Source organism: Actinospineispora acaciae DSM 45401, assembly GCF_000620785.1.
Taxonomy (GTDB): Bacteria; Actinomycetota; Actinomycetes; order Mycobacteriales; family Pseudonocardiaceae; genus Pseudonocardia; species Pseudonocardia acaciae.
Window position 1 is genome coordinate 977,596 of sequence record NZ_JIAI01000002.1, and the last position, 26,859, is coordinate 1,004,454.

Here is a 26,859-nt window from a genome sequence, read left to right on the forward strand (position 1 = left end):
GGACTTCATGATGACCACCCACAAGGCACCGAGATCGTCACGATTCATGCTCGGCCGCGCATACCGGCGTGGATAGGTGACAGTGGCCTCACTGACGTGGTGGAGCCGGGTTCGGGTTGTCGAATGGGAGCCAGCCCACTTCGAGGTAGGGCCGTTTGCCTTGTTGGAGGAGTTCGATCGTCGCCGCGGCGAGGTTGGCGCTGGCCGGGGAGGCCATGAGCCGCTGTTGGGTGTTGAGGTAGTAGGTCCAGGCGTCCTGGAAGCTGGTGTCGTTGGCGGTGTTGATGATGTGTTTGCATGCGCCGACGCTGGCCAGGGTGTCGGCGGTGAGGGGCGCGACGATCTGTTCCCACGCCGCGCGCAGGTGGTCGGGGTGGACGACCTGGTCGACGAGGCCCCAGTGCGCGGCGTGGGCGGCGTCGAGCACCGCGCCGCCGAGCATCAGCGCTTTGGCCCTGCCGATACCGAGTAGGTGCGGCAGGTACCAGGTCGCCATGCCGCCGAGGATTCCGACCTCGCGTGAGGCGGGGATGGCGAAGACGGCCCGTTCGGTTGCCACCCGGAGGTCGCATGCCATTGCGAGTTGGATGCCGCCGCCGAGGCAGTAGCCGTCGATGAGGCCGACCACGACCTGGTCGATTGCCTGTAGGTTCGCGATTGCGGTGTCCCAGCGCTCGGCGCTTTCGCGGCTGGGTCGCCATCCGTGTTGCTGTGCGGCCTTCATGTCCAGGCCGGTGCACCAATGGTCGCCTAGTGACCCGATCGCCACCGCGTCGAAGTCGTCACGGTCGCGCAGGCCGTTGGTGGCGTCGTGCAGGTCGTTGATCAGGGCCTCGTTCTGGGCGTTGTGGACCTCGGGTCGGCAGAGGGTGAGGAACACCCTGCGTCCCTCCTGGCGGACATCCAGCGTCTGGTGCGAGCGGCTGCGCGGGTTCATCAGATGCTCCTGCCTGCTAGTCCTGCCAGAAGTTCGTGACGAGGCGACGCCGGGCGTCGCGGGTTTGTCTGTGGGTGAAATCCCGGATGCCGGCTCCGAACGGCTCGCGGGGCGGCGCGCCCTCGAAAGCCAGGCTGGACCACATGTCGAGGTCCGCGCCCTTGTCCAGGAAGTACTTCGTGCACAGCAGGGTGGCTGGGCTCTTGTCCAGCAGGACCTCGATCAGCCCGTCCACCTGCTCGCCGAGCGCCTCGGGCTCGCAGAGTCGGTTGACCAGGTCGTGCCGCTCGGCGGTCGCGGCGGAGAACAGCGCACCGATGAGGTTCCACTCCTTGGCCTTGCGCCGGCCGGCGAACTTGGCCAGCCGACCGGTGCCGCCCCATCCCGGGGTGATAGCCCAGTTGATCTCGGGCATTCCCCACCGCGACCGGTGGGTGGCGATCACGAAGTCACACACCAGCGTGAGCTCGAGGCCGCCGCCGGTGCAGATGCCGTCCACGGCGGCGATGGTGACCGGAACCAGGTTGGAGATGATGTTCACCGTCTCCTGGTACTGGCGGAGCTGCCAGAGCCCGTCCTCGCCGGACCAGGTGGTGAACTCCTTGATGTCATCGCCGGCGCAGAATGTGTCACCGGCGCCCCGGATCACCACGATTCGGCATTGCCGGTCGACGTCGATGTCCTTGACCGCGCGGTTGAGCTCGGCGGAGACCTCGCGGTCGAGCGCGTTGTGGACCTCTGGACGGTTCAGCGTGATCGTCGTGACCGGGCCGTCGCGGCTGATGATCAGCTTGCCCGAAGGGGAGGGATGCTGGCTCATACGGTGGGCTCCTGGGATCCGTACCGATGCTGAGGACGAACCCTAACACCGTAAGTCTTGTTGTGAAAGTAAGTATCGTAAGCAGACTAGATGGGGTGGTTATGACCCAGGGCCGTGCGCAGGCAGCTGTCGGCTGGCGTGATTCGATCTTGAGTACCATGGAGGTCGTCGGTGACGCCTGGTCATGGCTGATCCTGCGGGAGGCCGTGTTCCACCGGGTTCGGCGTTTCGGCGAGTTCCAGGCCCGGCTCGGGATCTCACGCGCGACGTTGTCTGCCCGGCTCGGCCAGCTGGGCCGTGGGGGCGTGTTGGTTCGAGAGTCCTCGACCGGCCAGGACTACCAGCTGACCGACCGCGGCGAGGACCTCTTCGGATGTTTGATGGCCGCTCTTCGCTGGGGCGACCGGTGGCGCCCGCTGCCCGAACCCACGCTGTCGGTCACCCACCTGGCCTGCGGCAACCGCATCGCCGCCGAGCTGCGCTGCCGGGCCTGCGGTCAGGTGATCACGGCCAGGGACGTGCGGGCCGAGCGCGGTGACGCCCGGCCCCCGGCGGCGATCGGCGGCGACGTCCGCAGGCGCACCCCGGACTTCGAGCTGCTCGAACGGAACCAGCCCTCCTCGATCGCGTACACGCTCACCATGACCGGCGACTGGTGGAGCGGCCTGATCGTGCGCGAGGCGTTCTTCGGCGTTCGCCGGTTCGACGACCTCCAGCACAGCCTCGGGGTCGGCCCGAACATCCTCTCCGCACGGCTGCGCCGCCTGGTCGGGCACGGATTCCTGCGCCGGGCGGAGTACCAGTCCTGGCCGGTCCGCCACGAATACCTACTCACCGAGAAGGGCCGCGACTTCTACCCACTGCCGCTGGCCATGGCCACCTGGGGCCGTCGATGGCTCCCACCGGCCGACGGCGAGCCCCGACTCACCCACTCCTGTGGTCACGACGTACAGGCGATGTTGTGCTGCGAAGCCTGCGGCCGGGAGATCACCCGGGGGGACGTCACCACACGGCACGACCACTGACCGCGGCGCGCGCGCCCATTGACAAACATGTGACGGCGGTCGCATGCTGCTCTAACTGTTTGACTGGTCAGTTAGGAAGCGACGCCGATGTCGGATCCTGTGACGCTCGACGGCACCGACACGCTGCGGGCCACCAAGAGCCGGTTGCGCCGGGGGCTCGGGCGGTTCGACGTGTTCTTCCTGCTGGTCTGCTCGCTGGTCGGGCTGGACACCATCGGCTCGCTCGCCGCCGCCGGGCACGAGGCGTTCACCTGGCTGTTCGTGCTGTGCGTGCTGTTCTTCGTGCCGTACGGGCTGATCGTGGCCGAGCTGAGCGCGGCGTTCCCGCTGGAGGGCGGGCAGTACGCGTGGAGCCGGCTGGCGTTCGGCCGGTTCGTCGCCGGGGTGACCCAGTTGGTGTACTGGCTGTCCAACCCGGTGTGGGTGGGCGGGACGCTGTGCGTGGTGGCGATCACCACGTTCGAGAAGTTCGTGCACCCGCTGCCCGGGCCGTGGACCTACCTGGCCGGGCTGGTGTTCATCTGGGCCGGCGTGCTGTGCACCTCGGTGTCGCTGTCGGTGGGGCGCTGGGTGCCGGCGGCGGGCGCGGTCGCCCGGATCGTGCTGTTGGGGTTCTTCTTCGTCTCCACGGTGGTGTACGGGATCTCGCGGGGTGCCCAGCCGCTGGCGGCGGGCGACTTCACACCGACCTACCTGGGTTTTCTCGCGCTGGTGCCGGTCATCGTGTTCACCTTCGTCGGGTTCGAGGTGTCCAGCTCGGCCGCCGAGGAGATCCACAACCCGCGCCGGGCCATCCCGCTGGGCGTGCTGCGGGCCGGGCTGCTGTCGTTCGTCATGGTCGCCGCGCCGATCGCCGGGATCCTGGTGGTGCTGCCCGGCGAGCAGGTGAGCAGCCTGGGCGGGTTCATCGACGCGTGCAAGGCGGTGTTCACGGTGTACGGCGGCGAGGTGGCCGCGGACGGCGCCGTGCGGCTGACCGGGTTCGGGGCGGTGGTGGGGGTGCTGGCCGCGGTGGGGCTGATCGTGGGGCTGTTCACCAGCGGGGTGTCCTGGGCGTTGGGGGAGAGCCGGGCGCAGACGGTGGCCTGCGCGGACGGCGCGGGGCCGAGGTTCTTCGGCGTGGTGTCGGTGCGGCGCGGCACGCCGGTGCGGATCAACGTGCTGTCCGGGTTCCTGGCCACCGCGGTGATGGTCGCCGCGCTGAACTTCACCGGCGGCGACACCGGCAAGTACTTCAGCGCCGGGTTGAACCTGGCCATTTCGATGACCATGGTGGCCTACCTGGTCATGTTCTGCTCGCTGCCGGTCTTGCGCCGGAAGTTCCCGGGCGTGGCCCGGCCGTTCACCGTGCCCGGCGGGCGGGCCGGCGGCTACCTGGCGTCCGCGCTGACCGCCGCGATCGTGCTGTTCACGCTGGTCCAGCTGGTGTGGCCGGGGCTGGGCACCGGGTGGTTCGGCTCGGCGGGCAGCCCGGACGACGCGCTGCCGGCCGCGTTCGCCGGGCAGCGGTGGGCGTACGAGGTCACCCAGCTGGTGCCGCTGGCCGTGTTCGTCGGCATCGGCGTGGCGTTCTACCTGGTCGGCCGGTGGGAGACCCGGTCACGCCCGGCCTCGGAACCCGAGCTGGTCAGCGTGCGATCAGGCGGTCGATGAAGGTCCGGCAGGCCTCCCGCATGGCCTCCAGCGGCATCGCCTTGGCGCGCAGCAACACCTGCATGGCCAGCCCGTCGATCATGCCGATGAGCATGTTGGCCAGCAGCTCGGGGTCGCCGTCGCGGGCGGTGCCGGCCCGCTGCGCCGCCGCGATGGCGTTCTGGACCAGCTCGCGCCACCGCCCGTAGAGCTCCTCGTTGACCTGCCGCAGCGCGGGGTCGCGGATGCCCTCGGCCCACAGCTCGGCCCACACCTTCCAGGCGCGCAGCGAGGCGCCCCGGTTCGGCAGGTACGACTCGACGATCTCGCCGAGCAGCTCCAGCGGCGGCCTGGTCTCGTCTTGCATCCACCGCCTGCGCTCCAGGGAGTGCCGGAAGTTGTACTCGAACGCGGCGTTGACCAGCTCTTTCTTCGTGTCGAAGTAGTAGTGGATGGTGCCCGAGCTGACCCCGGCCACCGCCGCCACGTCCAGCAGCCGCAGCTCCTGCAGGCCGCGCCTGGCGATCACCGTGCAGGCCGCGTCCAGGATCTGCTTGCGGCGCTGCGCTTCCACGCTGGGCCGGGGCACGGTTCGAACACTACCCGTCACAGGTTCCTGGAGATCACCAAGCGCATGATGTCCGAGGTGCCCTCCTCGATCTCTTCCAGCTTGACGTCACGCATCCACTGCTCCACCGGGTGCTCGCGGGAGTAGCCCCAGCCGCCGAGGGTCTGGACGGCCGCCCAGGTGACGAACATGGCGGTCTCGGAGGCGGTCAGCTTGGCCATGGCGGCCAGCCCGGTGGCACGTTGGCCGGAGTCGATCACCCGGGCGGCGTGGTGCACCAGCAGCCGGGCGGACTCGATGCGGGTGGCCATGTCGGCCAGCCGGAACGCCACCGCCTGGTGCTGGATGATCGGCACGCCGAACTGGGTGCGGGTCCTGGCGTAGTCGTGGGCGTACTCGTAGGCGGCGCGCGCCGCGCCCAGCGCCGCCGCGCCGAGCACCACCCGGGAGATGTCGAAGGTCTCCATCAGGCCGTGGAAGCCCTGGCCCTCGGCGCCGAGGCGCTGCTCGTCGGGCACGAACACGTCGTCGAAGAAGATCTCCCGGCAGACGATCGCGCGCTGGCCCATCTTGCGCATCGGCTGGCCGAAGCTCAGCCCCTCGGCGTCGCGGCGCAGCAGGAACGCGGTGACCCCTGACGAGCGCTTGGACGGGTCGGTCTTGGCGAACACCACGTACAGCTCGGCGGCGCCGGCGTTGGAGATCCACGCCTTCTGCCCGTTGATCCGGTAGCCGCCGTCCACCTTGCGGGCGGTGGTCACGATGGACGCGGCGTCCGAGCCGGCCTCGGGTTCGGTGGTGGCCAGCGCGGTCATCGGGGAGCCCGGGCCGGTCAGCGGGGTCAGCCAGGCGCGCTTCTGCTCCTCGGTGCCCAGCGCCAGGATCGGGTCGGCGAAGAAGCCGTTGGAGCAGACCAGGTTGCCGATGCCCGGGTCGCCCCAGCACAGCTCCTCCTGCGCCAGGCACTGGGTGAACACGTCGGTGAACCCGCCGCCGCCGTACTCCTGCGGGATCATGAAGTCGGTGACGCCCACCTCGGCGGCCTTGCCGTACAGGTCGGTCGGGGTGACCACGTCGGCTTCGTCCACCTCCCGGCCGCGCGGGCGGATCTCGTTGGCCGCGAACTCCCGGCAGAGCGCGACGACCTGCCGCTGCTCGTCGGTGAGTGGCCAGGCCGGGATGCTGCTCATGCGTTGTCCCTTCGCTCGATGAACGCGTCCACCGCGAGGACGCCGTCCGGACCGACCCGCACCGGGTTCAGCTCCAGCTCGGTGATCTCTTCGTGCGCGGCGACGAACCGGGATACGGCGGCGACCACACCGGCCAGCGCGTCCCGGTCGGTCGGGGGGCGGCCGCGCCAGCCGGCGAGCAGCGCGGCGCAGCGCAGGCGGCCCAGCATCTCCCGCGCGGTGGCCGGGTCGACCGGGGCCAGCTCCACGGCGGTGTCCGCCCACACCTCCGCCCGGGTGCCGCCGGCGCCGACCACCACGACCGGGCCGAAACCGGGGTCGCGGCGGGCGCCGACGAGGACCTCTACCACGCCCGGGCGGCGGTCCTGCTCTTCCAGCACGTACTCGCCCTCGCCGAGGGTCGCGCGCATCCGGTCGAACGCACGCAGTGCCTCGGTCTGGCCGGCCAGGTCGAGCGCGACGCCGCCGGCCTCGGTCTTGTGGGCCAGCCAGCCGGCCTTGAGCACGTAGGGCGGCCGCAGCACGGCGGTGGCCGCGTGCAGCTCCGCCCGGGTGCGCACCGGCTCGGCGGGCGGGAACGGTACGCCCTGCTCGCGCAGTGCCTCGCGGGTCGCCCAGTAGCCCGGTGCCTTTGGTAGCGCGGCGGCCGATGTCGGCGTCGGGTCCTGCGCCGAGGCGAGCGGGCGCAGCGCAGCCAGGCCGGCCAGCGCGCGCACCGCCGAGCGGATGTCGCCGAACGCCGGCGCGCCGGCCCGCCACAGCGCCTCGACGCTGGCCGCGCCCGGCTCGGCCATGCTGTGCACCAGCAGCGGCCGGCCGTGCTCGCGGGCCAGCGCGCCGAGCCGCCGGGCGACCGCACGCTCCCGCTCGGCCAGACCCGGCACGTCCTCGGCGTAGCGGCCGAAGTAGCCGGTCAGCACGGCGGCGTCCACGTCGCCGCCGGCCAGCACGTGCGCGACGGTGTCGGCGTAGCTGGCCAGGTCCCGCTCGCCGGCGCCGGCCAGGTCGACGGGGTTGGTGGTGGCCGCGCCCGGCGGCAGCGCCCGCGCCAGCTCACGGGCCAACTCCGCCCCGAACGCCGGCACCGCCAGCCCGGCCGCCCCGGCCAGGTCGGCGGCGATGCCGGCCTGCCCGCCGCTGTCGCCGATGATCGCCACCCGGCGGCCGGCGGGCGCGGCGGCGCCGCTGAGGCACGCCCGGGCCAGGTCCAGCAGCTCGGCAGGCGACTCCGCCCGGGGCACCCCCGACCGCCGGCAGGCGGCGTCCACCACGTCCATCCGCGAGGTGAGCGAACCGGTGTGCGAGCGGGCCAGCCGGCTGCTCGCCTCGCCCGCGCCGACGGTGAGCAGCACCGTCGGCTTGCCGGCGGCGCGCAGCGCGGCGACCGCGTCGAACAGGCCCTCGGCGCCGTCGAAGCTCTCCAGGTAGAGCGCGACCACCCTGGTCGGCTCGTGGTCGGCCAGGTCGGCGAGCACCTCGGTGGCGGACACGTCGGACTGGTTGCCGATGGACACGAACCGGGACACCCCGAGCCCCACCCGCGCGCCCAGGGTGGCCAGCTCGGAGCCCAGCTGGCCGCTCTGCGAGACGATGGCCAGCGGCCCGGGGGTGAACCGCCCCCAGGCCAGCTCCAGCTCGGCGGCGCCGTCGTAGATGCCCAGGCTGTTCGCCCCGACCAGGCGCGCGCCGCCGGCCCTGATCCGCGCCGCCAGCTCCCGCTCGCCGGGTATGCCCGCGGTGATGCCCAGGAACCCCCGCACGCCCAGCGCCAGCCCCTGCTCCACCACGCCCGCCACGTGCGGGCCGGGCACGCACAGCGCGACCAGCTCAGGGACCTCGTCGAGGGCCGCCAGCTCGGGCGCGCAGGGCCTGTCGAACAGCGCCGCCGCGCGCCGGTTCACCAGCCCGACCGAGCGGCGGTGGCCGCCGCGCAGCGCGCCCCTGGCCAGCCAGTAGCCCCACTTGGCCCGGTCGCCCGAGGCGCCCACCACCGCGACCGACGCGGGATCGCGGAACACCCCCAGCCGGGTCATGGCACCTCGCTCTCGAAATCTATAACTGACTCGCCAGTCAACTATAGGTGCATACGCGCTGTTGACAAGGGATCGCGGCACCTTGAACATAACTGAGCGGCCAGTTAAGTATCAGCGTTGATGGAGGCGGCGATGGCGCAGAGCGCAGAGCACACCTCGGTGCGAGCCGACACCCCGCCCGGAGGCGAGCTGCGCCGGGGCGTGCTGCCGTCCTGGGCGGTGTTCGGCGTGGCGCTGGGGGTGCTCGCCCCGGCGTCCACCCTGGCGCTGGCCATCGGCGTGGTGGTGGAGATCGCCGGTCCGCTGAGCTGGCTGACCTGGACGGTCACCTCGGTGCTGGTGCTCGGCTTCGCGGGCGGCATCGCGTGGCTGGCCAGGCGGTTCACCACCACCGGCGGCATCTACGTGCTGGCCACCCGCGCGGTGGGCCGGGGCGGCGGCTACTTCGTGATGGTCTTCCACCTGTGCTCGTCGATGGTCTCCGGACCGGCCTGCGTGCTCGGCTCGGCGATCTACCTCAACGCCTGGCTGGTCAAGTTCGGCGTGCCGGACAACGCGGCCACCCTGGGCGTCGTCGCGGCGGTGGTGGCCGGGCTGGTGACCTGGCTGTCGCTGCGCGAGGTGAAGCTGTCCGCCAAGCTGCTGCTGGCCATCGAGTTCCTGACCGTGGCGATCATCGTGGTGCTGCTGGTCGCGGTGCTGGTACGGGCTCCGGGCGGGGTGTGGGACGGGCGGCAGTTCGACTTCACCGGGTTCAGCGCCACCGCGATCCTGGCCACCGCCGGTTTCTCGGTGTTCTCCCTGGCCGGGTTCGACCACGCGGTGACGCTCGGGCGGGAGGCGGCCCGGCCGCACCGGGCGGTGAGCGTGTCGGTGCTCGGCTCGGTGCTCGGCTGCGGCGTGCTGTACATCCTGGCCACGTACGTGATCGTGCTCGGGCTGCGGGACGTGCCGATGGTGCGGCTGGACGCGCCGCTGGACCTGCTCGCCTCCGCGCACGGCGTGGGCTGGCTGGGCTTCCTGATCGACCCCGGGGTGGCGATCAGCTTCTTCGGCTCGACGCTGGGCATCCTGGCCGGCACCAGCCGTACCGTGTACACCATGTCGCGCGACGGGATGCTGCCTCGGCGGCTGTCCCGGGTGGGCGCGGGCGGCGGCTCGCCGGCGGCGGCGGTGCTGGCGGTGGGCGGGTTCTTCGGCCTGGTCGGGGTGCTCGGCGCGCTGCTGGCCAGGGCGGAGACGTCGTACGGGCTGCTCGGCACGTTCGCCGGCTACATGTTGATCGTTTCGTACGGGCTGACGGCGGTGTGTGGCGGGGTGTGCGCGCTGCGCACCCGGACCGCGCGGCCGGGCATCCTGGTCAGCACGCTGCTCGCGGCGGCGGGTTCGGTGCTGGTCTACTGGTTCTGCTTCCACCCGTTCCCGACCGGGGCGAAGGCGGTGGTGGCCGGGTTGTTCTTCGCGGTGCTGGTGGGGGTGGGTGTGCTGTTCTTCGTGCTGCGCGCGCGGCGTCCGGAGGCGCTGGACCGGCTCGGCGGCGCCGACCTCGACGGGTCCACCCCGTGAGTACCGGCGGGCAGGTGCTGGTCGAGGCGCTGCGCACGCACGGGGTGGACACCGTGTTCGGCATCCCGGGCACGCACAACCTCGCGGTGTTCGCCGCGCTCGACCAGGCCGGCGTCCGTGTCGTGCTCACCCGGCACGAACAGGGCGCGGGCTACGCCGCCGACGGCTACGCGCGGGTGAGCGGCCGTCCCGGGGTGTGCCTGACCACCTCCGGGCCGGCCATCCTGAACGCCTCGGCGGCCGCGTCGCAGGCCTGGTCGGACTCGGTGCCGGTGCTGTTCGTCGCCCCCGGCCTGCCGACCGGCCACCCCGGCCTCGGCAACGGCTACCTGCACGAGGTGCGCGACCAGCGCGGCGCGATGGCCGCGATCGTGGCGCACGCCCACCGGGTCCGGTCGGTGCCGGAGATCCCGCACGCGGTGGCCGCCGCGTTCGCCGCCATGCTCGGCGGGCGGCCCCGGCCGGCGTACCTGGAGATCCCGCTGGACCTGCTGGACGCCACCGCCTCGGTCGGCCCCGTCGACCCGCTGCCGCTGCCGGCCGTGCTCCCGACGGAGGATGCGCTGGACTCGGCGGCGGCGCTGCTGGCCGGCGCGCGGCGGCCGGTGATCATCGCGGGCGGCGGCGCGCGTGGGGCCTCCGGGTCGCTGCGCGCGCTCGCCGGGCGGCTGGGTGCGCCGGTGGTGACGAGTACGAACGGCAAGGGCGCCGTGGACGAGTCGGACCCGCTCGCGGTCGGTGCCGGGCTGCACCAGCCGGCGGTGCGGGCGCTGGTCGAGGACGGCGACGTGGTGCTCGCGGTCGGCACCGAGCTGGCCCCGTCGGACATGTGGAACGGCCCGTTCGCGCTGTCCGGCGCGCTGGTCCGGATCGACATCGACCCCGCCGGGCTGAGCACGAACGCCGACCCGACATCGCGGCTGCTCGGCGATGCCGGGCCGACGCTGGACGCGCTGCTGGCCAGGCTGCCGGACCGGTCCGACAGCGACAACGGCCGGGAGAGGACGGAGCGGGCGCGGGCCGCGTTGCGCGCCGACGCGGCGAAGGAGGGCGCGGCGTACCAGGAGATCCTGTCCGCGCTGGCCCCGGTGGTGGACGCCGCCACCGTCGTCGCCGGGGACAACACGATGGCCTGCTACCTGGGCGCGCTGTCCGGCCTGGCCGTGCACCGGCCCGGCGGCTTCCTGTTCCCCAGCGGCGGCGGCACCCTCGGCTACGGCCTGCCCGCCGCCATCGGCGTCAAGCTGGCCGAACCCGGCGCGCGGGTGCTGGCGATCCTGGGCGACGGCGGCCTGATGTTCACCGTCGCCGAGCTGGCCACCGCCGCGCAGCTCGGCCTGGCGCTACCGGTGCTGGTGGTGGACAACGGCGGCTACGGCGAGATCCGCAACGAGATGCTGGACCGGGGCGAGCGGCCGGTCGCCGTCGACCTGGACCCCGTCGACTTCCCCGCGCTGGCCCGCTCGATGGGCTGCCACGGCGTTCGTATCTCGGAACCGTCCGCGCTGACCGATGCGGTGGCGGCCGCGTTCACCGCCGACCGCCCCACCCTGCTGCATGTCTCCGTCTAGGCCCCGACTGGCGACTTCACCGATTCAACGAGCTGGCCGCTCCATCTAGCCTTCGCCCCGCCTACTCGAAAGGACCCAACGATGGCCAAGGTCATCTCCACCCTGTTCATCTCGGTCGACGGCGTGGCCGAGATCGACCCGGACTGGCACTTCCCGTACTTCGACGAGAACATGAGCCGCGCCGTCAGCGAGGACTACGAGGCGGCCTCCGTGCTGCTCATCGGCCGCGAGACCTACGACAGCTTCGCCGGTGCGTGGCCCGGGCGCGAGGCCGGCGGCGGGCCGGACGCATCGTTTGCCAAGCAGCTCGGCGACATGCGCAAGGTCGTCGTCTCCCGCCAGGCGCTCGAGCTCTCCTGGCGCAACTCGGAGCTGATCGCGGGCGACCTCGAGGAAGCCGTCACCTCGCTCAAGGCCGATGCGGAGATCACGGGCATCCTCATCCCCGGTTCGATCTCCGTGGTGCGGCGGCTGCTCGCCGCGGGGCTGGTCGACGAGATCCGCCTGCTGGTGCACCCCGTGGCGGCACGCAAGGGCCGCAAGCTCTTCGACGACGGCGACACCCCGTACCACCTGAAGGTGATCGCGACGGAGGCGTTCCCGACCGGCGTCATCCGGGTCATCTACGCGCCCACCGAGGCACCCGCCAAGGCCGGCTACGACGACGTCAAGGATCAGGTCCCCGACGGGCGGTAGCGACCGACCGGCGCCCCCCGAGCCGCGATCCGCGCGCGACTAGGCTGGATCGACAGGATCGAGTGATCAGACAGGGGGCGGCGTAGAAGATGGCGATCCAGCCGATCCGGCTGTTCGGCGACCCGGTGCTGCGCACCCGCGCGGCGGAGGTCGTCGACTTCGACGTCGAGCTGCGCAAGCTCGTCGCGGACCTCACCGACACGCTGCGCGACGAGGCGGGAGCCGGGCTGGCCGCGCCGCAGCTGGGGGTGGGGCTGCGGGTGTTCGTCTACCACTGCGACGGGTTCGAGGGGCACCTGGTGAACCCGACGTTCGACGTGGTGGGCGAGGACATGCAGGACGGGCCGGAGGGCTGCCTGTCCATCCCGGGGATGCGCTGGGACTGCACGCGGCACCTGCACGTGATCGCCAACGGCTGGAACATGCACGGTGACCCGGTGCAGGTGGAGGGCACCGAGCTGCTGGCCCGGTGCATCCAGCACGAGACCGACCACCTGGACGGGGTGCTGTTCGTGGACCGGCTGGACCCGGAGACCCGCAAGCGGGCGATGGCCGAGATCCGGTCGGCGCCGTGGTTCGCCCAGGCGGACCCGGTGGACCGGCCGGTGATCAAGGCCAGCCCGCACCCGCTGTTCGGGAAGGCCCGGTAAGAAACGGTGAGGCTCGTTTTCGCCGGCACCCCGGCCGCCGCGCTGCCGGCGCTGTCCGCGCTGCTGGACTCCCCGCGCCACGACGTGGTCGCCGTGCTCACCCGCCCGGACGCGCCGACCGGGCGCGGGCGCCGGCTGGCCGCCTCGCCGGTCGCCCAGCTCGCCTCCGAGCACGGCGTCCCGGTGCTGCGCCCGCCCCGGCCGTCCGCGCCGGAGTTCGTGGAGTCGCTGTCCGCCTACCGGCCGGACTGCTGCCCGGTGGTGGCCTACGGGTCGCTGCTGCGGCCGGCGGTGCTCGCGGTGCCCCGGCTGGGTTGGGTCAACCTGCACTTCTCGGTGCTGCCGGCGTGGCGGGGCGCGGCCCCGGTGCAGGCCGCGATCAGGCACGGCGACGAGGTCACCGGGGCGAGCGTGTTCCAGCTCGAGGAGGGCATGGACACCGGGCCGGTCTACGGCGTGGTCACCGAGTCGATCGGCCCCGGCGACACCGCCGGCGACCTGCTGGACCGGCTGGCCCGCTCCGGTGCGGAGCTGCTGCTGGCCACGCTGGACGGCATCGAGGACGGGACCCTGCGCGCGGTGCCGCAGCCCGCCGAGGGGGTCAGCTACGCGCCCAAGGTGACGGTGGCCGACGCCGAGGTGGACTGGCGGTCGCCGGCGCTCGCGGTGGACCGGATGGTCCGGTCGGTGACCCCGGAGCCGGGGGCGTGGAGCGTGTTCCGCGACGAGCGGGTCGGGCTGGGCCCGGTGCGGCCGGTCGAGCAGGCCGGGCTGGCGCCGGGCGAGCTGCGGGTGGAGAAGCGCGAGGTGGTGGTCGGCACCGGTAGCGGCGCGGTGCGGCTGGGGACGGTGCGGGCCGCCGGCAAGCGCGCGATGCCGGCCCCGGACTGGGCCCGCGGCGCCCGGCCTGAGCCCGGCGAGCGGTTCGGTGCGCCGGTCGCCGGGGTGCGCGCCCAGTGAGTGCTCCACGACGCAGCGGCCGTCCGTCTCGTCCGGGCAACGGCGGGCCGCCACGCCGGCGCTCCGGCCCGTCCCGGCCGCCGGCCACCGACCCGTCCCGCGCCGCCGCACTGGAGCTGCTCACCGCGGTGCGCGAGCGCGACGCCTACGCGAACCTGGCGCTACCGGCGATCCTGCGCCGCTACCGACTGTCCGGCCGGGACGCGGCGCTGGCCACCGAGCTGGGCTACGGCAGCTGCCGGGCGCTGGGCCTGCTGGACGCGGTGATCGACGCCTGCGCCAGCCGCCCGCGCGAGCGCATCGAGCCGGAGCTGATCGACGCCCTGCGCCTCGGCGTCTACCAGCTGCTTCGCACCCGGATCCCGCCGCACGCGGCCGTCGACTCCACGGTGGAGCTGGTGCGCGCCTCGGCCGGGTCCCGGTCGGCAGGGTTCGTGAACGCGATCCTGCGCCGCGCCGGCGAGCGCTCCGAGCCCGAGTGGGTCGCCGAGCTCGCGCCCGACGCCGAGCGCGACCCGATCGGTCACCTGGCCTTCAAGCATGCCCACCCGACCTGGATCGCGCGGGCCTTCTCCGACGCGCTCGGCGGCGCCCGCGACGAGCTGGGCGAGCTGCTGGCCGCCGACGACGAGCGCCCGTCCGTACACCTGCTCGCCCGCCCCGGGGTGATCACCGCCGAGGAGCTGGCCCTGGCCACCGGCGGCGAGCCGGCGCCGTACTCGCCCTACGGGGTGCGGCTGGACACCGGCGCCGGCGACCCCGCCGACCTCGACGCGGTCACCGAGGGGCTCGCGCTGGTGGTCGACGAGGGCAGCCAGCTGGTCGCGCTCGGGCTGGCGAACGCCCCACTGGCCGGCCCGGACGGCGGGCGCTGGCTGGACCTGTGCGCCGGGCCCGGTGGCAAGGCCGCGATCCTGGCCGGCCTCGCCGAGCTGGACGGCGGCCGGCTGGACGCCGTGGAGCGCGCCGAGCACCGTGCGGACCTGGTCCGTGCCAACACCGCCGAGCTCCCGGTCACCGTGCACGTCGCCGACGCCCGCTCGTCCGGCCTGCCCGAAGGCGAGTACGACAGGGTGCTGGTGGACGTCCCGTGCACCGGCCTGGGCGCGCTGCGCCGCCGCCCGGAGGCCCGCTGGCGCCGCGAGCCGGGCGACGTGGCCGCGCTCGCCGCCCTGCAGCGCGAGCTGCTCACCGCCGCGCTGCGGCACGTGCGCCCCGGCGGGGTGGTCGGCTACGCGACCTGCTCACCCCACCTGGCCGAGACGCACGGCGTGCTCACCGGCGTGCTGCGCCGCCACCCCGACGACGTCGAGCGCCTGGACGCGCGCGAGGCGCTCCCGGACATCCCCGCCCTCGGCGACGGCCCGACCGTCCAGCTCTGGCCGCACCGGCACGGCACCGACGCCATGTTCCTCGCCCTGCTCCGACGCACCGGGCCGTGAGCGACCAGGCGCGGTCATGATCCGGTCCTCGGCGAAGGCAGAGTATCGGCGGGCTCTGGCAAGGGCGGTACCCATCCGCTGAGCAAGAGCGCTTCCACGACGGCGGTGACCGGAGCGTCCACCCAATCGCGGGCGCGACTGTACGTCGCGCTTGGGTAATCCAGGTGGGTGGCGAGCGCGCGGAAGAACGACTCGACGGCCCTATCGATCGTGTCGTCGGGGATCATCGTTCCTGACCGACCTCGATCCACATGGTGAGCCTCCGTTTCGACGTTGAACTGATCGCTGGCATGGCCATGGACATCGGGCGTGCGCTTGTCTTGGCCGGACGGCGGCCGGGGACGATGAGCCACCGCCGGCCGAGCGCCCGTTGCACGACGGCTCGCAGCCCGGTGGCCGGTTCCGGGGGAGCGGCCCGCATCGCCCGGCCCCCACCAGCGAGCAGCGCCACGCACACCGCGCACGGAGGATCAGGTGGTGAAGCGAGGGAACCTGGCACGACCTCACGGCCGCACATCGCCCGATAGATCCCGCGGCGGCCCGCGCGAGCAACCTCGATGTCGGTGACCGCGTGCTCATGACAGTCGCCTGTACAGCTCGTCATCGGCACGACCATCACCTCGTCGCAGCCGTCGAAACGAGCGAGCACCTGGACGCGGATGTGATCGGAACACGTCATGACCAAGCCGGTGCCGTCCGAGGTGGCAGTACGCGAACGCTTGACAGAGCGCGCCATCGTGATGTCACCCCGCTGTTGATCCGCGGCGCGCACCAGGCTCGGGCCGAGCGTTCGACGGGTGTGCGGTGGGAGTCCGGTCCCAGCGACGATCAACGTACAAGTGTCCTAGTACACAGTCAAGAGATGTGTACTAGAACAGCTTGACACCAACCCTCGATGATTGGCCGAACAGGTGTTGGCGTGCTAGAACGCGATACGGCTCAGTGCGAGGGAGGTGGTCATGCCGAGTATCGAACGTACCGAGCCGCCGTACCTACAGATCGTGCGGCACATCCGTGAGGAGATCCTCTCCGGTCGCCTCGCCGAGGGGGACCGGGTGCCCTCGGCCAGGCAGATCGTCGCGGACTGGGACGTCGCGCTCGCCACGGCCTCCAAAGCACTCAACGCGTTGCGAGCCGAGGGCTTGGTGCAGGGCATCCCAGGCGTGGGCACTGTGGTCGCCGCGCAAGGCTCGCTGTACCGCTCGGCTCGGGACCGCCGGCTGGCGATCCACCGCACCGGCAAGATCTATCCGCCCGGTCACTACGCCCGCATCCGAGCCGCGGAGCTGACGACCGCGCCGGAACGAGTGGCGGCCGCGCTCGGGCTGGACACCGGAGCGCCTGTGATCCGGCGTCAACGCACCACCTACGACAGTGACGACACGCCCGTGTCGACCTCGACCAGCTGGTTCGACGGTGACCTCGCCGGCACGTGCCCTGACCTGCTCGTCGCCGAGCGGATCGAACAAGGCACGTCGAGCTATATCGAGGCCCGGACCGGCCGCGTGGCCGCCGCCGGCTACGACCAGCTCGCCGCCGGCGCGGCCAGCGAGGACATTGCCGCCGAGTTGGGTATCGCGCCTGGCATGCCGGTCCTGCTCGCGCAGAACCGATGGGTCGACGAAACCGGCCGCGTCATCGAGTACGGCGAATCGGTCTCCCCGCCCGACAGGTGGGCCTTCTACGAGTACACGATCAGGAGCGACGCGACGTGAAGCTGGTGCACAGCGGCAAGGTTCGGGACCTTTACGAACTCGAGGACGGTGACCTGCTGTTGGTCGCCTCCGACCGGGTATCGGTCTACGACGTCAGCCTCCCGACGCCGGTCCCGGACAAGGGCAAGGTGCTGACCGCGCTGTCGGTGTGGTGGTTCGAGCAGCTCGCCGACGTCGTACCCAACCACCTGATCTCGGCCGCCGACGTGCCCGCCGAGTACGCCGGGCGCGCTGTCCGCTGCAAGCCACTGCGCATGATCCCCGTGGAGTGCATTGCTCGCGGCTACCTGGCCGGCCTGGGCCTGCGCGAGTACCAACGCGACGGCGCCGTGTCCGGCGTGCCACTGCCGCCGGGCCTGACCGAGGGCAGCAAGTTGCCGACGCCGGTCTTCACGCCGACCACCAAGTACAGCGACACCGGCCACGACGAGTTCATCACGTTCGACGACGTCATCGACCAGGTTGGGCGTGAGACGGCCGAGCGGTTGCGCGACCTGACGCTGGAGATCTACACCCGCGGCGCCGAACGGGCTGCCCAGAACGGCATCATCATCGCCGACACGAAGGTCGAGTTCGGCTGGAGCGCGGACGGCACCCTGACGCTCGGCGATGAGGTTCTCACCTCGGACTCCTCCCGGTTCTGGCGAGTCGAAGAATGGGAGCCCGGCCGGCCGGGCGGCCAACGCGCCTACGACAAGCAGTACGTCCGAGACTGGAGCCTGACCACCGGCTGGGACAAGACAGAACCCGGCCCGGCAATGCCCGACGACGTCGTGCGCGCCACCCAGCAGCGCTACATCGATGTCTACGAACGCATCACCGGACAGACCTGGCGGAACGGAGACAAGCCATGACCTGGCCGCACTACAACCAAGACCAACTCGTCGACGACGTGATCGCCCTGCTGGCCGAGAAGGGCATCACCACCGTTCCGGACCCAGCCCAGGCCGCACGGCGGGAGCAAGGAGCCGCACAACTGCTCTCCGGCCTGTGCGTCATACCCACGCGCGCACCCGAGAAGGTCCTCGACCTGGACGGCCAAGCCCGCTACAACCGGCTCGTTCACGGCGACTGAAGAGAAGGCTTGGCAGGCGGAACGTGACCAATGCCACATCTTGGTTTTTACTCCGTGTTCGACCGGTGCCGTTGGGTTACCGGTGGGAGGCGGGCGTGTTGACGCTTCGTACGCAAGGAATAGCGCGCGCCGCCCCGGCGTAATCTGCGGACGTGACCTCGATGATCGCGCCGAGCATCCTGTCCGCCGACTTCGCGCGGCTCGCGGAGGAGGCGGCCGCCGTGGACGGCGGGGCGGGCGGGGCGGACTGGCTGCACGTCGACGTGATGGACGGCCACTTCGTACCGAACCTGACCATCGGCCTGCCCGTCGTCCAGTCGCTGCTGAGCTGTACCGACACCCCGCTGGACTGTCACCTCATGATCGAGGACCCCGACCGGTGGGCGATCGGGTACGCCGAGGCCGGCGCCTACAACGTCACGGTGCACGTGGAGGCCGCGAAGGACCCGGTCGCGCTGGCCGCGAACCTGCGGGCGGCGGGGGCCAAAGCGGGGCTGTCGGTCAAACCGGACACCCCGCTGGAGCCCTACCTGGACGTGCTGCGGCACTACGACACGCTGCTGGTGATGAGCGTGGAGCCCGGCTTCGGCGGCCAGGGGTTCATCCCGCACGTGCTGGACAAGGTGCGCACCGCGCGGCGACTGGTGGACACCGGACAGCTCACCGTGCTGGTGGAGATCGACGGCGGGATCAATGACGACACCATCGAGGCGGCGGCCGAGGCCGGGGTGGACTGCTTCGTCGCCGGCTCCGCGGTGTACGGGGCCGACGACCCGGCGGCGGCGGTGCGCCGGCTGCGGGCCAAGGCGGAACTGATGTCCGGGCGCCACGGCGAAGGGGAGAAGTGATGTTCACCGGCATCGTGGAAGAGGTCGGCGAGGTGCGCGAGGTGGCCTCGGACGCCGGCTCCGACGTGGTCCGGCTGGTCATCGAGGGTCCGGTGGTCACCTCGGACGCCAAGCACGGCGACTCGATAGCGGTGAACGGGACCTGCCTGACGGTCGTCGACATCTCCGGCACCCGCTTCGGCGTGGAGATGACCCCGGAGACGCTGCGCCGCACCAGCCTGGCCAGGGTCGAGGCCGGTAACAAGGTGAACCTGGAGCGGGCCATGGCCAACGGCCAGCGCTTCGGCGGGCACATCGTGCAGGGCCACGTGGACGGCACCGAGTCGGTGATATCCCGCACAACCGGAGAGCGGACCGCCGAGATCAGGTTCACGCTATCTGCAGAGCTGGCCCGTTACGTGGTGGAGAAGGGCTCGATCACGGTGGACGGGGTGTCGCTCACGGTGGCCTCGCTGGACCGCGACAGCTTCACCGTGGCGCTCATCCCGACCACCCTCGCCGAGACCAACCTCGCCGTGCGGCGGCCCGGCGATCGGGTCAACATCGAGGTGGACGTGCTGGCCAAGTACGTCGAGCGACTGGTCTCGGCCTACCGACCGGGGCCAGCGGGGGAGGCACCGCCGGTGGCGGCGGGGCCGGCCGAGGAAGGCGGTGCCAGGTCGTGGTGAGCGGTTCGGACACGGACAGCCTGGGTGAGCTGAACGGCGGCCGGTTCGCCGCGATCGAGCGGGCCATGGCCGACCTCGCGGCGGGCAAGCCCGTCGTGGTGGTGGACGACGAGGACCGGGAGAACGAGGGCGACCTGATCTTCGCGGCGGAACGCGCCACGCCCGAGCTGGTCTCGTTCATGGTCCGCTACACCTCCGGCTACATCTGCGTCGCGCTCACCGAGGACGACTGCGACCGGCTGGACCTGCCGCCGATGTACCACTCCAACGGCGACGCGTTCCGCACCGCGTTCACCGTGACCGTGGACGCCAAGGAGGGCATCAGCACCGGCATCTCCGCCACCGACCGGGCGCACACCATCCGCCTGCTGGCCAGCGCGCACGCGCACGCCTCCGACTTCGTGCGCCCCGGGCACGTGCTGCCGCTGCGGGCCAAGGCGGGCGGCGTGCTGCGCCGGCCCGGGCACACCGAGGCGGCGGTTGACCTGGCCAGGCTGGCCGGCCTGCAGCCGGCGGGCGCGCTGTGCGAGATCGTCTCGCAGAAGAACGAGGGCGACATGGCCCGCGCCGACGAGCTGCGGGTGTTCGCCGAGGACCACGACCTGGAGCTGGTCACGATCGCCGAGCTGATCGCCTACCGGCGGCGGTTCGAGAAGCAGGTGGAGCGGGTCGCCGAGGCGCGCATCCCCACCCCGCACGGCGCCTTCGTGGCCTACGGCTACGACAACGTCCTGGACGGCATCGAGCACATCGCGCTGGTCTGCGGCGACATCGGCGACGGCGAGGCCGTGCTGGTGCGGGTGCACTCGGAGTGCCTGACCGGGGACGTGTTCGGCTCGCTGCGCTGCGACTGCGGCCCGCAGCTCGACGCCGCGCTGGCCGCCGTGGCCGCCGAGGGCAGGGGCGTGGTGCTCTACGTGCGCGGGCACGAGGGCCGGGGCATCGGCCTGATGCACAAGCTGCAGGCCTACCAGCTGCAGGAGTCCGGGGCGGACACGGTGGACGCGAACCTGGCGCTGGGCATGCCAGCCGACGCCCGCGACTACGGCACCGGCGCGCAGATCCTGGTCGACCTCGGCGTGCGGTCCATGCGGCTGCTCACCAACAACCCGGACAAGCGCGCCGGGCTGGAGGGCTACGGCCTGCGCGTGGTCGAGCGGGTGGCGCTGCCGATCCGCCCGACCAGGGAGAACCTGCACTACCTGCGCACCAAGCGGGACCGGATGGGCCACGACCTGCCGGGCCTGGACACCGTCATGGACCCGACGCGCGACGGCATCGACGGCACCGGAAGCGGTGGCGTCACGGCATGACAGGATCCGTGTGGACGAGGGATGTTCACGCGGGACGGGTGATCGTGGTGAGTGGGCAGTGAGCGGCGAGGGCCGGCCGGTCGAGGTCGAGGGCGGGACGCGCGGCGCCGGGGACGTGCGGTTGGGCATCGCCGCCGCCCGCTGGCATCCGGCCATCTCCGACATGCTGTTGGAGCGCGCGCTCGCGGTGGCCGCCGAGGCCGGGGTGGCCGAGCCCACGGTGGTGCGGGTGCCCGGTTCGCTGGAGCTGCCGGTGGTCTGCCAGGAGCTGGCCCGCCGGCACGACGCGGTGGTGGCGCTCGGGGTGGTCGTGCGCGGCGGTACCCCGCACTTCGACTACGTGTGCGACTCGGTGACCGCCGGCCTGACCCGGATCGCGCTCGACCAGTCCACGCCGATCGGCAACGGCGTGCTGACCTGCAACACCGTCGAGCAGGCGGTGGCGCGCAGCGGCCGGGAGGGCGCCGAGGAGGACAAGGGCGGCGACGCCTGCCGGGCCGCCCTGGACACGGCGCTGGCGCTGCGCGCGCTGCGGGCCGCCCCGGTGCCGGGCGGGTGACGGTCCCGGTGGACGAGCAGGTCGTGTTCCGCCCGTGGCGGGTCCGCTGGCTGGCCTGGATCGGCGCGATCGTGCTGTTCGGCGTCATGGTCGTGGTGGCGGTCCTGCTGCGCGAGGTGCCCACCGGCGTGCACTTCCGGCTGGCCGACCAGGTGGCGCTGGTGCTGATCGGCCTGCTGATGGCGCTCGGGATGCTGCTGCTCGCGATGCCCAGGGTGATCGCGGACGCCAACGGGGTGCGGGTGCGCAACGTGCTGGTCACCAAGGAGTTCGGCTGGGACGACGTGCTGGAGGTCGGCTTCCCGGACGGCGCCCCCTGGGCGCGGCTGGAGCTGCCCGACGACGAGTACCTGCCGATGCTGGCCGTCCAGGCGGTGGACAAGGCCCGGGCGGTGACCGCGATCCGCGCCCTGCGCGCGCTGCACGCCGCGCACGCCGGCTCGGATCACTGAGGCAGGCTTCGTTCCAGCGCCTGCCAGCCGGTGTCACGCTCGCGGGCGCGGGCCTCGGCCCCGCCGCCGCCGCGCAGGCCGAACAGCCGCTTGGCGTAGAGCAGGTAGCCCACCACCGCCAGGTTGATCACCAGCGTGATGATCTTGGGGGCGCTGATCCGGCCGGTCAGCTCGTAGACCTCCGGGATCAGCAGCAGCGAGGTGGCCACGAACGTGAGGTACTCCGCCCACCGCTTGCCCAGCCACAGCCCGACCGCCTCGACCCCCTCCAGTACCGCGTAACCGGCCAGCACCAGCCCGACCAGGTGCAGGGTGAACGAGGAGGCCTCGAACGCGCGCCGCAGCTCGTGCACCAAGCCGTTGCCGGCCAGACCGTTCGGCCCGCCGACCCCGCCCTGCAGGTCGTCGAGCACCCGGGAGAACTCCGCGCTCAGCACCGGCCGCTCGGCCGCGAACAGGAACACCGCCACCGCCAGCGCGCCGAGCACCACGAAGTGCAGCAGCCTGTCCAACGCGATCAGCCGCAGCACATAGCGGTCGCGCAGCGGCCGGCCCCGCAGCGGCAGCCGGATGCTGGCCCGGTCGGGCAGATGCTCGGTGACCGGACCGCGAGGCGGCGCCAGCGGGATCCAGGCGTCGCAGCGCAGGCAGCGGTGCCAGCGCAGCCCGTCACCCGGCTCGCGCACCACCAGCGCGTCCTCCGGCCGCACGCGGGCCACGTCCATGCCGAGCAGCTCGTGCCCGCCCAGCCCGCACGCGATCAGCTCGTAGTGGAACCTGGGCCGCCAGCCGGTGGGCCGTACCACCCCCGGCGGGGCCGACGCGGGCTCGTCCATCGGAACGATCCTGGTCTGATCACCGGTCGGCGAGCAAACCGCCTAGTCCGCACCGATCGCCGCCAGCAGCTCGGCGCGGGTCGGCCCACCTGGCGGGTAGCCGGGCCGCACGTGGCCGGGCGTCGTGACCTCGGCGCGGGCGGCGGGCGGTAGGTCCGCGAGCCCGGGGGCCGTGAGGTCGAGCTGTACGTGGCGCAGGTACACGCGGAGCAGGTCGGCGTCCTTCGCCTTCAAGCTGTCCAGCATGCACAGGACCGACCAGGACGGATCGGCCGGCCGGTACGTGTCGCCGATGAGCTCCGCCTGGACCTGGGCCATCCGGTGCCTGTCGTAGTCGGCCGTCACGTGGTAGATCGGGTCGATCGCCGACTCGGTGGCTTCGGCGAACCGGTGCGCAAGCGCCTCGCTCCGGCGCGGCTCGACCTCGCGGAGGGTGTCGCGCAGGAGGCAGGCGTGTGCCAGGCCGATCGACGTCCCCCTGCCCAGCGAGGGGTTCGTCCGGGCGTAGCTGTCGCCCACGGGGACCAGGCCGGTCACCACCGGGTTCCCGTCGACGATGAACGAGCGCCGCTGGTCCTCCGCCCCGGACATCACCTGGACGCCGGAGATCGGTTCCGAGGCCGCGCGAAGCCGCTCGGCGGCCGGGAACAGGGTCAGCGCGCGCTCCCAGACGTCCACGTCCCGCAGCTCGCGCGCCGGCCGGTCGTTGCTGGCGACGACGAAGGACAGGCTGAAGGTGCCCGAGTCGGCCACGAAGGCGAGCAACGAGACGGTCTCGTGGTTCGTCCTGAGGACGGGGGTCGCCGCCGCCTGGTCGGTTCGGAAATGCCGGCAGTAGTAGACGAAAGCCAGGCGTTCACGCCACAGGCGCGGCGGGCGCGCGCCGACCGTGCGCACCAGCGCATCGATCGGTGTGCGCCGCCCCATGGCATCGACCACCAGCTCGGACTCGACGACCTCGCCGTCCTGGGTGACCACCCCGGTGACGTCCGGAACCCCGTCCGACGAGCGCGGCCCGGCCACCAGCGCCATGACCTTGGTGCCGCGCCGCACCGTCAGGCCCGGGGTCCGGGCCGCGACCGCCGCGAACGCCCCCTCCACGACCGGCCGGCGCGCCGCGACCCCCCGCAGCTCCTCGTCCCCGGCCCGGAACCCCCCGGTGACGTGGGCCGGGAGGCCGTCCAGCGTGCCCAGGCGCCTGCCTCCCATCCCTTCGAGCTCGCCGAGCACCTCCGGGAGCTCACTCGCCATCCGCCGGCGCCAGTTCGCCAGCATGTAGTGCGGAAGGTGGAACTGGCTGACGCCGGGCCGCTCCCAGCCCGTCGACAGCCGCTCCGGGCCGCCTTCCGGGGCGGCCCGGTCGCGTTCCAGCACCGTCACCTCGTGCCCGTCCCCGGCGAGCAACAACGCGGTGGCCAGGCCGTTGTGACCGGCCCCGAGTACGGTGATGCGCGCCATACCGAACACTTCAGCACGGGGGACCTCCGCTCGGCCGTGCTCGTCGAGCATGGGTGTATTTGCCGACGGCATCGCCGTCAGGCCAGCTTGTCCTCCTTGACCGCGAGGTCGTGATCGCCGCTCTTGTAGGTCACCTCCCGGATGCCGAGCGCGTCGCCGAGCTGGCCGGCCGGCAGGGTCAGCGGCGCCGGTGCCGCGCCCTGGCCGGGTTTCGGCAGCGGGTAGGCGGTGGTGGTGGCGCTGTGGAAGGTGATGTTGCCCTCGGTCTTGGTGAACAGCTGGTGGACGTGCCCGTTGAGGCAGGTGACCGAGGAGAACCGGCGCAGGTACGACAGCGCCTGGGTGGCGTCGTCGGTGCCCCAGCCCCAGGTGGGGTACATGGCGAACAGCGGGATGTGGCTGAACACCACGATCGGGGTGTCGCTGGACAGCCCGGCCACGTCGCGCTGGACGAACTCCAGCTGGTCGTTGCCGAGGTGGCCGAGCTTCTCCAGGGCGAGGGTGTTGACCAGGGCGATCACATGCACCCCCTTGGTGTCGAAGCTGTACCAGCCGTCGCCCAAGCTGGCGGCGCCGAACCGGGCCCGGTACTTCTGGCCGTGGTCGTCGACCGAGTCGTGCTCGCCGGGCACGGTGAACGTCCCGCCGGTGTTGAGCCCGCCCAGCATCTGGTGCACCTGGTCGAACTGCGCCGGGGTGGACAGGTGGGTGAGGTCGCCGGTGTGCATCACGAAGTCCGGCCGGAACCCGAGGTTGTTGACCTGGGTGATGGCCCGGGAGAACGAGCCGGCGACGTCGGTGTTCGCCGGGCCGTTGAAACCGATGTGGCTGTCGCTGACCTGCACGAACCGCAGCGCGTGCGGGTCGTCCGCCGCGGCGGTCGCGGTGGCGGACGTCGACTCGCCGCCGACGTGGCTGATCACCTCGCCGCCGGCGACGGCCAGCACCACCGCGGAGCCGAACCAGGCGGTGTGGCGGATCAGCTGCCGGCGGGTCATGTCGCCGGGCTTGCGCTGCTCCTCCGGGCCGGTCACGGGGTCACCACCACGGTGGCCGTCATGAACGGATGGATGGTGCACAGGTAGTCGAAGTGTCCGGGGGCGTTGAACGTGTAGCGGAAGCTCTGGCCGTTGTTGAGCGTCGGCGAGCGCAGCGGGCCGCCGTTCATCGAGGTCACCGTGTGCGGATCCTGGTCCTGGTTGGTCCAGGTGACGGTGGTGCCGACCTTGACGGTCATGGTGGCCGGGGCGTAGACGAACCCCTGGATGGTCACCGCGTTGGTGCCGGCCGGGGCGGGCGCGGCGGCGTGCGCCGGTGGCATGCTCATCCCGGCCATCGACGGGGCGGCTTCGGGGGCGGAGGGCCACACGGCGAGGCCCGCGACGGCCACCGAGGCCGCCAGCGAGATCGTCGTGGCCGGCAGCCAGCTCCAGGACGTTTTCATGACGGGTTGTCCCCTTCTCCGGCCCGTGGCTGGTGGGCCTGTTGGTGCACCCGCGTCGCGCGAGTGTCACCGTTGAATAGGGGACGGGGTTACACCCGCCCTCAGGCGCTGGGCGGGGCGAAGACCTGCACCATCCCGTCGGCCTCGCGGACCTCGAAATGCGGCAGCGGGCGCGGCGGTTGCGGCAGCTGGTGGCGCAGCAGTTGGCCGTCCAGCGCGAACGAGGTGGTGTGGCAGGGGCAGTCCAGCCGGCGGGCCTGGGTGTTGAACGCGAGCTTGCAGCCCAGGTGGGTGCACGCGCCCGACACCGCCCGCGCCTGGCCGCCGACGCGGGTGACGAACCCGGTGATGCTGCCCAGCTCGAAGCCGCGCACGGCGCCCTCGGCCAGCTCGGCGCTGGCCGCGACGGGGTGCCACCGGCCGGAGTTCGGGACCAGCGTCGGCGAGGTGGTGTCCGGCGCCTCCTGGGCGGCCTGGCCGATCATGTGGTCGGCCGCCGCCCCGATGGCGGCCGCCGCCGCGGCGATCGAGGTGGTCTGCACGATCCGCCGCCTGGTCCGGTCCACCGGCCGCGCGGCGGGTTCGCCCAGCTCGCCGGCCAGCCGCCGGTGCAGGTCGTTGACGAACTCCTCGCGGGGGGTGCCGGCGCCGGGGCGGGCGGCCCGCAGCGCGATCGCCGCGCGCAGGTCCGCCGCCTCGTCGTCGTCGGGCCGAAACGCGCGCGGCCGCCGCCCCCGCAGCAGGTCGGCCACGTATCGGCGCACGTTCCGCCCGGTCACCGGTCCACCTCTTCCATCGCCATCGCGGCGCGTCGCAGCGCGCGGTGTTGTAACACCTTCGCATTCGCCACACTCACCCCGAGCGCGGCGGCGGTGTCGCGCACCGAGTAGCCCTCCAGGAAGCGCAGCCGCAGCACCTGGCGGTACTGGTCGGGCAGCTCGGTCAGCACCCGGTCGACCCGCGCCTCGGTGAGCTGGGTGGCCTGCTCGACAGGCCGCGGCGGCAGCTCGGCGTCGGTGATCGCGGTGATCTCGCGGCCCAGGGTGCGCCGCCAGTGGTGGGCGAGCACGGTGCGCGCGGTCGCCGACAGGTAGGCCCGGACCTCGCCGACGCTGGCGGTGACCCGTAGCGGGCGCAGCGCGGCGGTGAACACCTCGGCCGTGAGGTCCTCCGCGTCCGGCCGGTTGCCGACCTTGGAGAACATCAGGTGGTAGATCCGCTCCACGTTGTCGCGGTAGATCGACTCCCAGTCCGGGTAGAACCCGCCGTCCACCAGCCGCAACGCCGGCCCCTCCGGCTCGGCCTCGGGTTCGGATGGCCGTTTCGACCGGCTCGAACGTCCATGATCCCTACGACGCACGCCGTCCACCCACCCACCCACGAATGCGCTGCCCACTTCAA

Annotated in this window: 28 protein-coding genes; 16 read left to right on the plus strand and 12 right to left on the minus strand. The window is 72.4% G+C overall.

Annotated elements, in window-relative coordinates:
* Window positions 1-88 precede the first annotated feature (88 nt).
* Both N912_RS60315 and N912_RS51835 read right to left on the minus strand, forming a co-directional pair.
* The gene (locus N912_RS60315; protein WP_051580165.1) at window positions 89-937 is read right to left on the minus strand and encodes an enoyl-CoA hydratase/isomerase family protein; all 849 of its coding nucleotides are present in this window, start codon (window positions 935-937) and stop codon (window positions 89-91) included.
* A gap of 16 nt (window positions 938-953) precedes the next feature.
* Window positions 954-1,757: an enoyl-CoA hydratase/isomerase family protein gene (locus tag N912_RS51835; RefSeq protein WP_051580166.1), complete on the minus strand. Its 804-nt coding sequence runs from the start codon at window positions 1,755-1,757 to the stop codon at window positions 954-956.
* 158 nt (window positions 1,758-1,915) lie between these two features.
* Between N912_RS51835 and N912_RS51840 the strand changes: the two genes are divergently transcribed.
* Together N912_RS51840 and N912_RS51845 are read left to right on the plus strand one after the other, a co-directional pair.
* On the plus strand, window positions 1,916-2,782 hold the full coding sequence (locus N912_RS51840; RefSeq protein ID WP_051580167.1) for a winged helix-turn-helix transcriptional regulator: 867 nt from the start codon (window positions 1,916-1,918) through the stop codon (window positions 2,780-2,782).
* An 87-nt stretch (window positions 2,783-2,869) separates the two neighbouring features.
* A complete protein-coding gene (locus N912_RS51845) occupies window positions 2,870-4,435 on the plus strand; it encodes an APC family permease (protein WP_084210866.1) in 1,566 nt (521 codons plus the stop codon).
* Here N912_RS51845 and N912_RS51850 read toward each other — a convergent pair.
* The 3 genes from N912_RS51850 to N912_RS0114310 are packed head-to-tail and all read right to left on the minus strand — an operon-like array spanning window position 4,410 to window position 8,205.
* Window positions 4,410-5,003, minus strand: coding sequence for a TetR/AcrR family transcriptional regulator (locus N912_RS51850; RefSeq protein WP_037064374.1), 594 nt, complete (start codon window positions 5,001-5,003; stop codon window positions 4,410-4,412). The two genes, N912_RS51845 and N912_RS51850, sit on opposite strands and share 26 nt — an antisense overlap.
* 17 nt (window positions 5,004-5,020) lie before the next feature.
* Window positions 5,021-6,172, minus strand: coding sequence for an acyl-CoA dehydrogenase family protein (locus tag N912_RS0114305; RefSeq protein ID WP_028922969.1), 1,152 nt, complete (start codon window positions 6,170-6,172; stop codon window positions 5,021-5,023).
* Entirely contained in the window at window positions 6,169-8,205 is a 2,037-nt protein-coding gene (locus tag N912_RS0114310) for an acetate--CoA ligase family protein (RefSeq protein WP_028922970.1), read from the minus strand. The genes N912_RS0114305 and N912_RS0114310 overlap by 4 nt, the downstream gene beginning before the upstream one ends.
* Window positions 8,206-8,337: 132 nt before the next feature.
* Between N912_RS0114310 and N912_RS51855 the strand changes: the two genes are divergently transcribed.
* The 6 genes from N912_RS51855 (at window position 8,338) to N912_RS0114340 (ending at window position 15,090) form a co-directional block, all read left to right on the plus strand.
* Window positions 8,338-9,771 carry an APC family permease gene (locus N912_RS51855; RefSeq protein ID WP_084210937.1) on the plus strand — a complete coding sequence of 478 codons (1,434 nt, stop codon included), beginning with the start codon at window positions 8,338-8,340 and terminating at the stop codon, window positions 9,769-9,771.
* A complete protein-coding gene (locus N912_RS0114320) occupies window positions 9,768-11,342 on the plus strand; it encodes a thiamine pyrophosphate-binding protein (RefSeq protein ID WP_028922971.1) in 1,575 nt (524 codons plus the stop codon). Before N912_RS51855 ends, N912_RS0114320 begins: the two co-directional genes overlap by 4 nt.
* Window positions 11,343-11,423: 81 nt before the next feature.
* Window positions 11,424-12,038, plus strand: coding sequence for a dihydrofolate reductase family protein (locus tag N912_RS0114325; protein ID WP_028922972.1), 615 nt, complete (start codon window positions 11,424-11,426; stop codon window positions 12,036-12,038).
* 89 nt (window positions 12,039-12,127) lie between these two features.
* Window positions 12,128-12,688: a peptide deformylase gene (def, locus tag N912_RS0114330; protein ID WP_028922973.1), complete on the plus strand. Its 561-nt coding sequence runs from the start codon at window positions 12,128-12,130 to the stop codon at window positions 12,686-12,688.
* Window positions 12,689-12,694: 6 nt separating this feature from the next.
* Window positions 12,695-13,648, plus strand: a complete 954-nt coding sequence (gene fmt, locus N912_RS0114335; RefSeq protein ID WP_028922974.1) for a methionyl-tRNA formyltransferase — start codon at window positions 12,695-12,697, stop codon at window positions 13,646-13,648.
* Complete coding sequence (locus tag N912_RS0114340) at window positions 13,645-15,090, plus strand: RsmB/NOP family class I SAM-dependent RNA methyltransferase (RefSeq protein WP_028922975.1); 1,446 nt, start codon at window positions 13,645-13,647, stop codon at window positions 15,088-15,090. Before fmt ends, N912_RS0114340 begins: the two co-directional genes overlap by 4 nt.
* A gap of 223 nt (window positions 15,091-15,313) precedes the next feature.
* Here N912_RS0114340 and N912_RS0114350 read toward each other — a convergent pair whose 3' ends face one another.
* Window positions 15,314-15,922 carry a hypothetical protein gene (locus tag N912_RS0114350; protein ID WP_156993555.1) on the minus strand — a complete coding sequence of 203 codons (609 nt, stop codon included), beginning with the start codon at window positions 15,920-15,922 and terminating at the stop codon, window positions 15,314-15,316.
* Window positions 15,923-16,049: 127 nt separating this feature from the next.
* Here N912_RS0114350 and N912_RS0114355 point away from each other — a divergent pair, with 127 nt between their 5' ends.
* The 8 genes from N912_RS0114355 to N912_RS0114390 all read left to right on the plus strand — a co-directional run bounded on the left by N912_RS0114355 (window position 16,050) and on the right by N912_RS0114390 (window position 21,720).
* Window positions 16,050-16,805: a GntR family transcriptional regulator gene (locus N912_RS0114355; RefSeq protein WP_028922978.1), complete on the plus strand. Its 756-nt coding sequence runs from the start codon at window positions 16,050-16,052 to the stop codon at window positions 16,803-16,805.
* On the plus strand, window positions 16,802-17,659 hold the full coding sequence (locus tag N912_RS0114360) for a phosphoribosylaminoimidazolesuccinocarboxamide synthase (protein WP_028922979.1): 858 nt from the start codon (window positions 16,802-16,804) through the stop codon (window positions 17,657-17,659). Before N912_RS0114355 ends, N912_RS0114360 begins: the two co-directional genes overlap by 4 nt.
* On the plus strand, window positions 17,656-17,880 hold the full coding sequence (locus N912_RS0114365) for a hypothetical protein (protein ID WP_028922980.1): 225 nt from the start codon (window positions 17,656-17,658) through the stop codon (window positions 17,878-17,880). The genes N912_RS0114360 and N912_RS0114365 overlap by 4 nt, the downstream gene beginning before the upstream one ends.
* Before the next feature lie 161 nt (window positions 17,881-18,041).
* Window positions 18,042-18,728, plus strand: a complete 687-nt coding sequence (rpe, locus tag N912_RS0114370; protein ID WP_028922981.1) for a ribulose-phosphate 3-epimerase — start codon at window positions 18,042-18,044, stop codon at window positions 18,726-18,728.
* A complete protein-coding gene (locus N912_RS0114375) occupies window positions 18,728-19,396 on the plus strand; it encodes a riboflavin synthase (protein ID WP_028922982.1) in 669 nt (222 codons plus the stop codon). The genes rpe and N912_RS0114375 overlap by 1 nt, the downstream gene beginning before the upstream one ends.
* Window positions 19,393-20,709, plus strand: a complete 1,317-nt coding sequence (locus tag N912_RS51860) for a bifunctional 3,4-dihydroxy-2-butanone-4-phosphate synthase/GTP cyclohydrolase II (protein WP_281176266.1) — start codon at window positions 19,393-19,395, stop codon at window positions 20,707-20,709. The genes N912_RS0114375 and N912_RS51860 overlap by 4 nt, the downstream gene beginning before the upstream one ends.
* Before the next feature lie 58 nt (window positions 20,710-20,767).
* Entirely contained in the window at window positions 20,768-21,268 is a 501-nt protein-coding gene (gene ribH, locus N912_RS0114385) for a 6,7-dimethyl-8-ribityllumazine synthase (RefSeq protein WP_028922983.1), read from the plus strand.
* The gene (locus tag N912_RS0114390; protein ID WP_028922984.1) at window positions 21,265-21,720 is read left to right on the plus strand and encodes a PH domain-containing protein; all 456 of its coding nucleotides are present in this window, start codon (window positions 21,265-21,267) and stop codon (window positions 21,718-21,720) included. Before ribH ends, N912_RS0114390 begins: the two co-directional genes overlap by 4 nt.
* On the opposite strand, the gene N912_RS0114395 is transcribed toward N912_RS0114390, so the two are convergent.
* The 6 genes from N912_RS0114395 to N912_RS0114420 all read right to left on the minus strand — a co-directional run bounded on the left by N912_RS0114395 (window position 21,714) and on the right by N912_RS0114420 (window position 26,731).
* Window positions 21,714-22,556: a DUF2127 domain-containing protein gene (locus N912_RS0114395; RefSeq protein ID WP_028922985.1), complete on the minus strand. Its 843-nt coding sequence runs from the start codon at window positions 22,554-22,556 to the stop codon at window positions 21,714-21,716. The two genes, N912_RS0114390 and N912_RS0114395, sit on opposite strands and share 7 nt — an antisense overlap.
* A gap of 42 nt (window positions 22,557-22,598) precedes the next feature.
* Entirely contained in the window at window positions 22,599-24,014 is a 1,416-nt protein-coding gene (locus N912_RS60320) for an FAD-dependent oxidoreductase (RefSeq protein ID WP_051580169.1), read from the minus strand.
* A 77-nt stretch (window positions 24,015-24,091) separates the two neighbouring features.
* Complete coding sequence (locus N912_RS0114405) at window positions 24,092-25,048, minus strand: metallophosphoesterase family protein (protein WP_028922986.1); 957 nt, start codon at window positions 25,046-25,048, stop codon at window positions 24,092-24,094.
* The gene (locus tag N912_RS0114410; protein WP_211261234.1) at window positions 25,045-25,458 is read right to left on the minus strand and encodes a cupredoxin domain-containing protein; all 414 of its coding nucleotides are present in this window, start codon (window positions 25,456-25,458) and stop codon (window positions 25,045-25,047) included. Before N912_RS0114410 ends, N912_RS0114405 begins: the two co-directional genes overlap by 4 nt.
* Before the next feature lie 101 nt (window positions 25,459-25,559).
* A complete protein-coding gene (locus N912_RS0114415) occupies window positions 25,560-26,237 on the minus strand; it encodes a QcrA and Rieske domain-containing protein (protein ID WP_028922988.1) in 678 nt (225 codons plus the stop codon).
* Window positions 26,234-26,731, minus strand: coding sequence for an RNA polymerase sigma factor (locus N912_RS0114420; protein WP_084210940.1), 498 nt, complete (start codon window positions 26,729-26,731; stop codon window positions 26,234-26,236). Before N912_RS0114420 ends, N912_RS0114415 begins: the two co-directional genes overlap by 4 nt.
* Window positions 26,732-26,859: the final 128 nt, after the last annotated feature.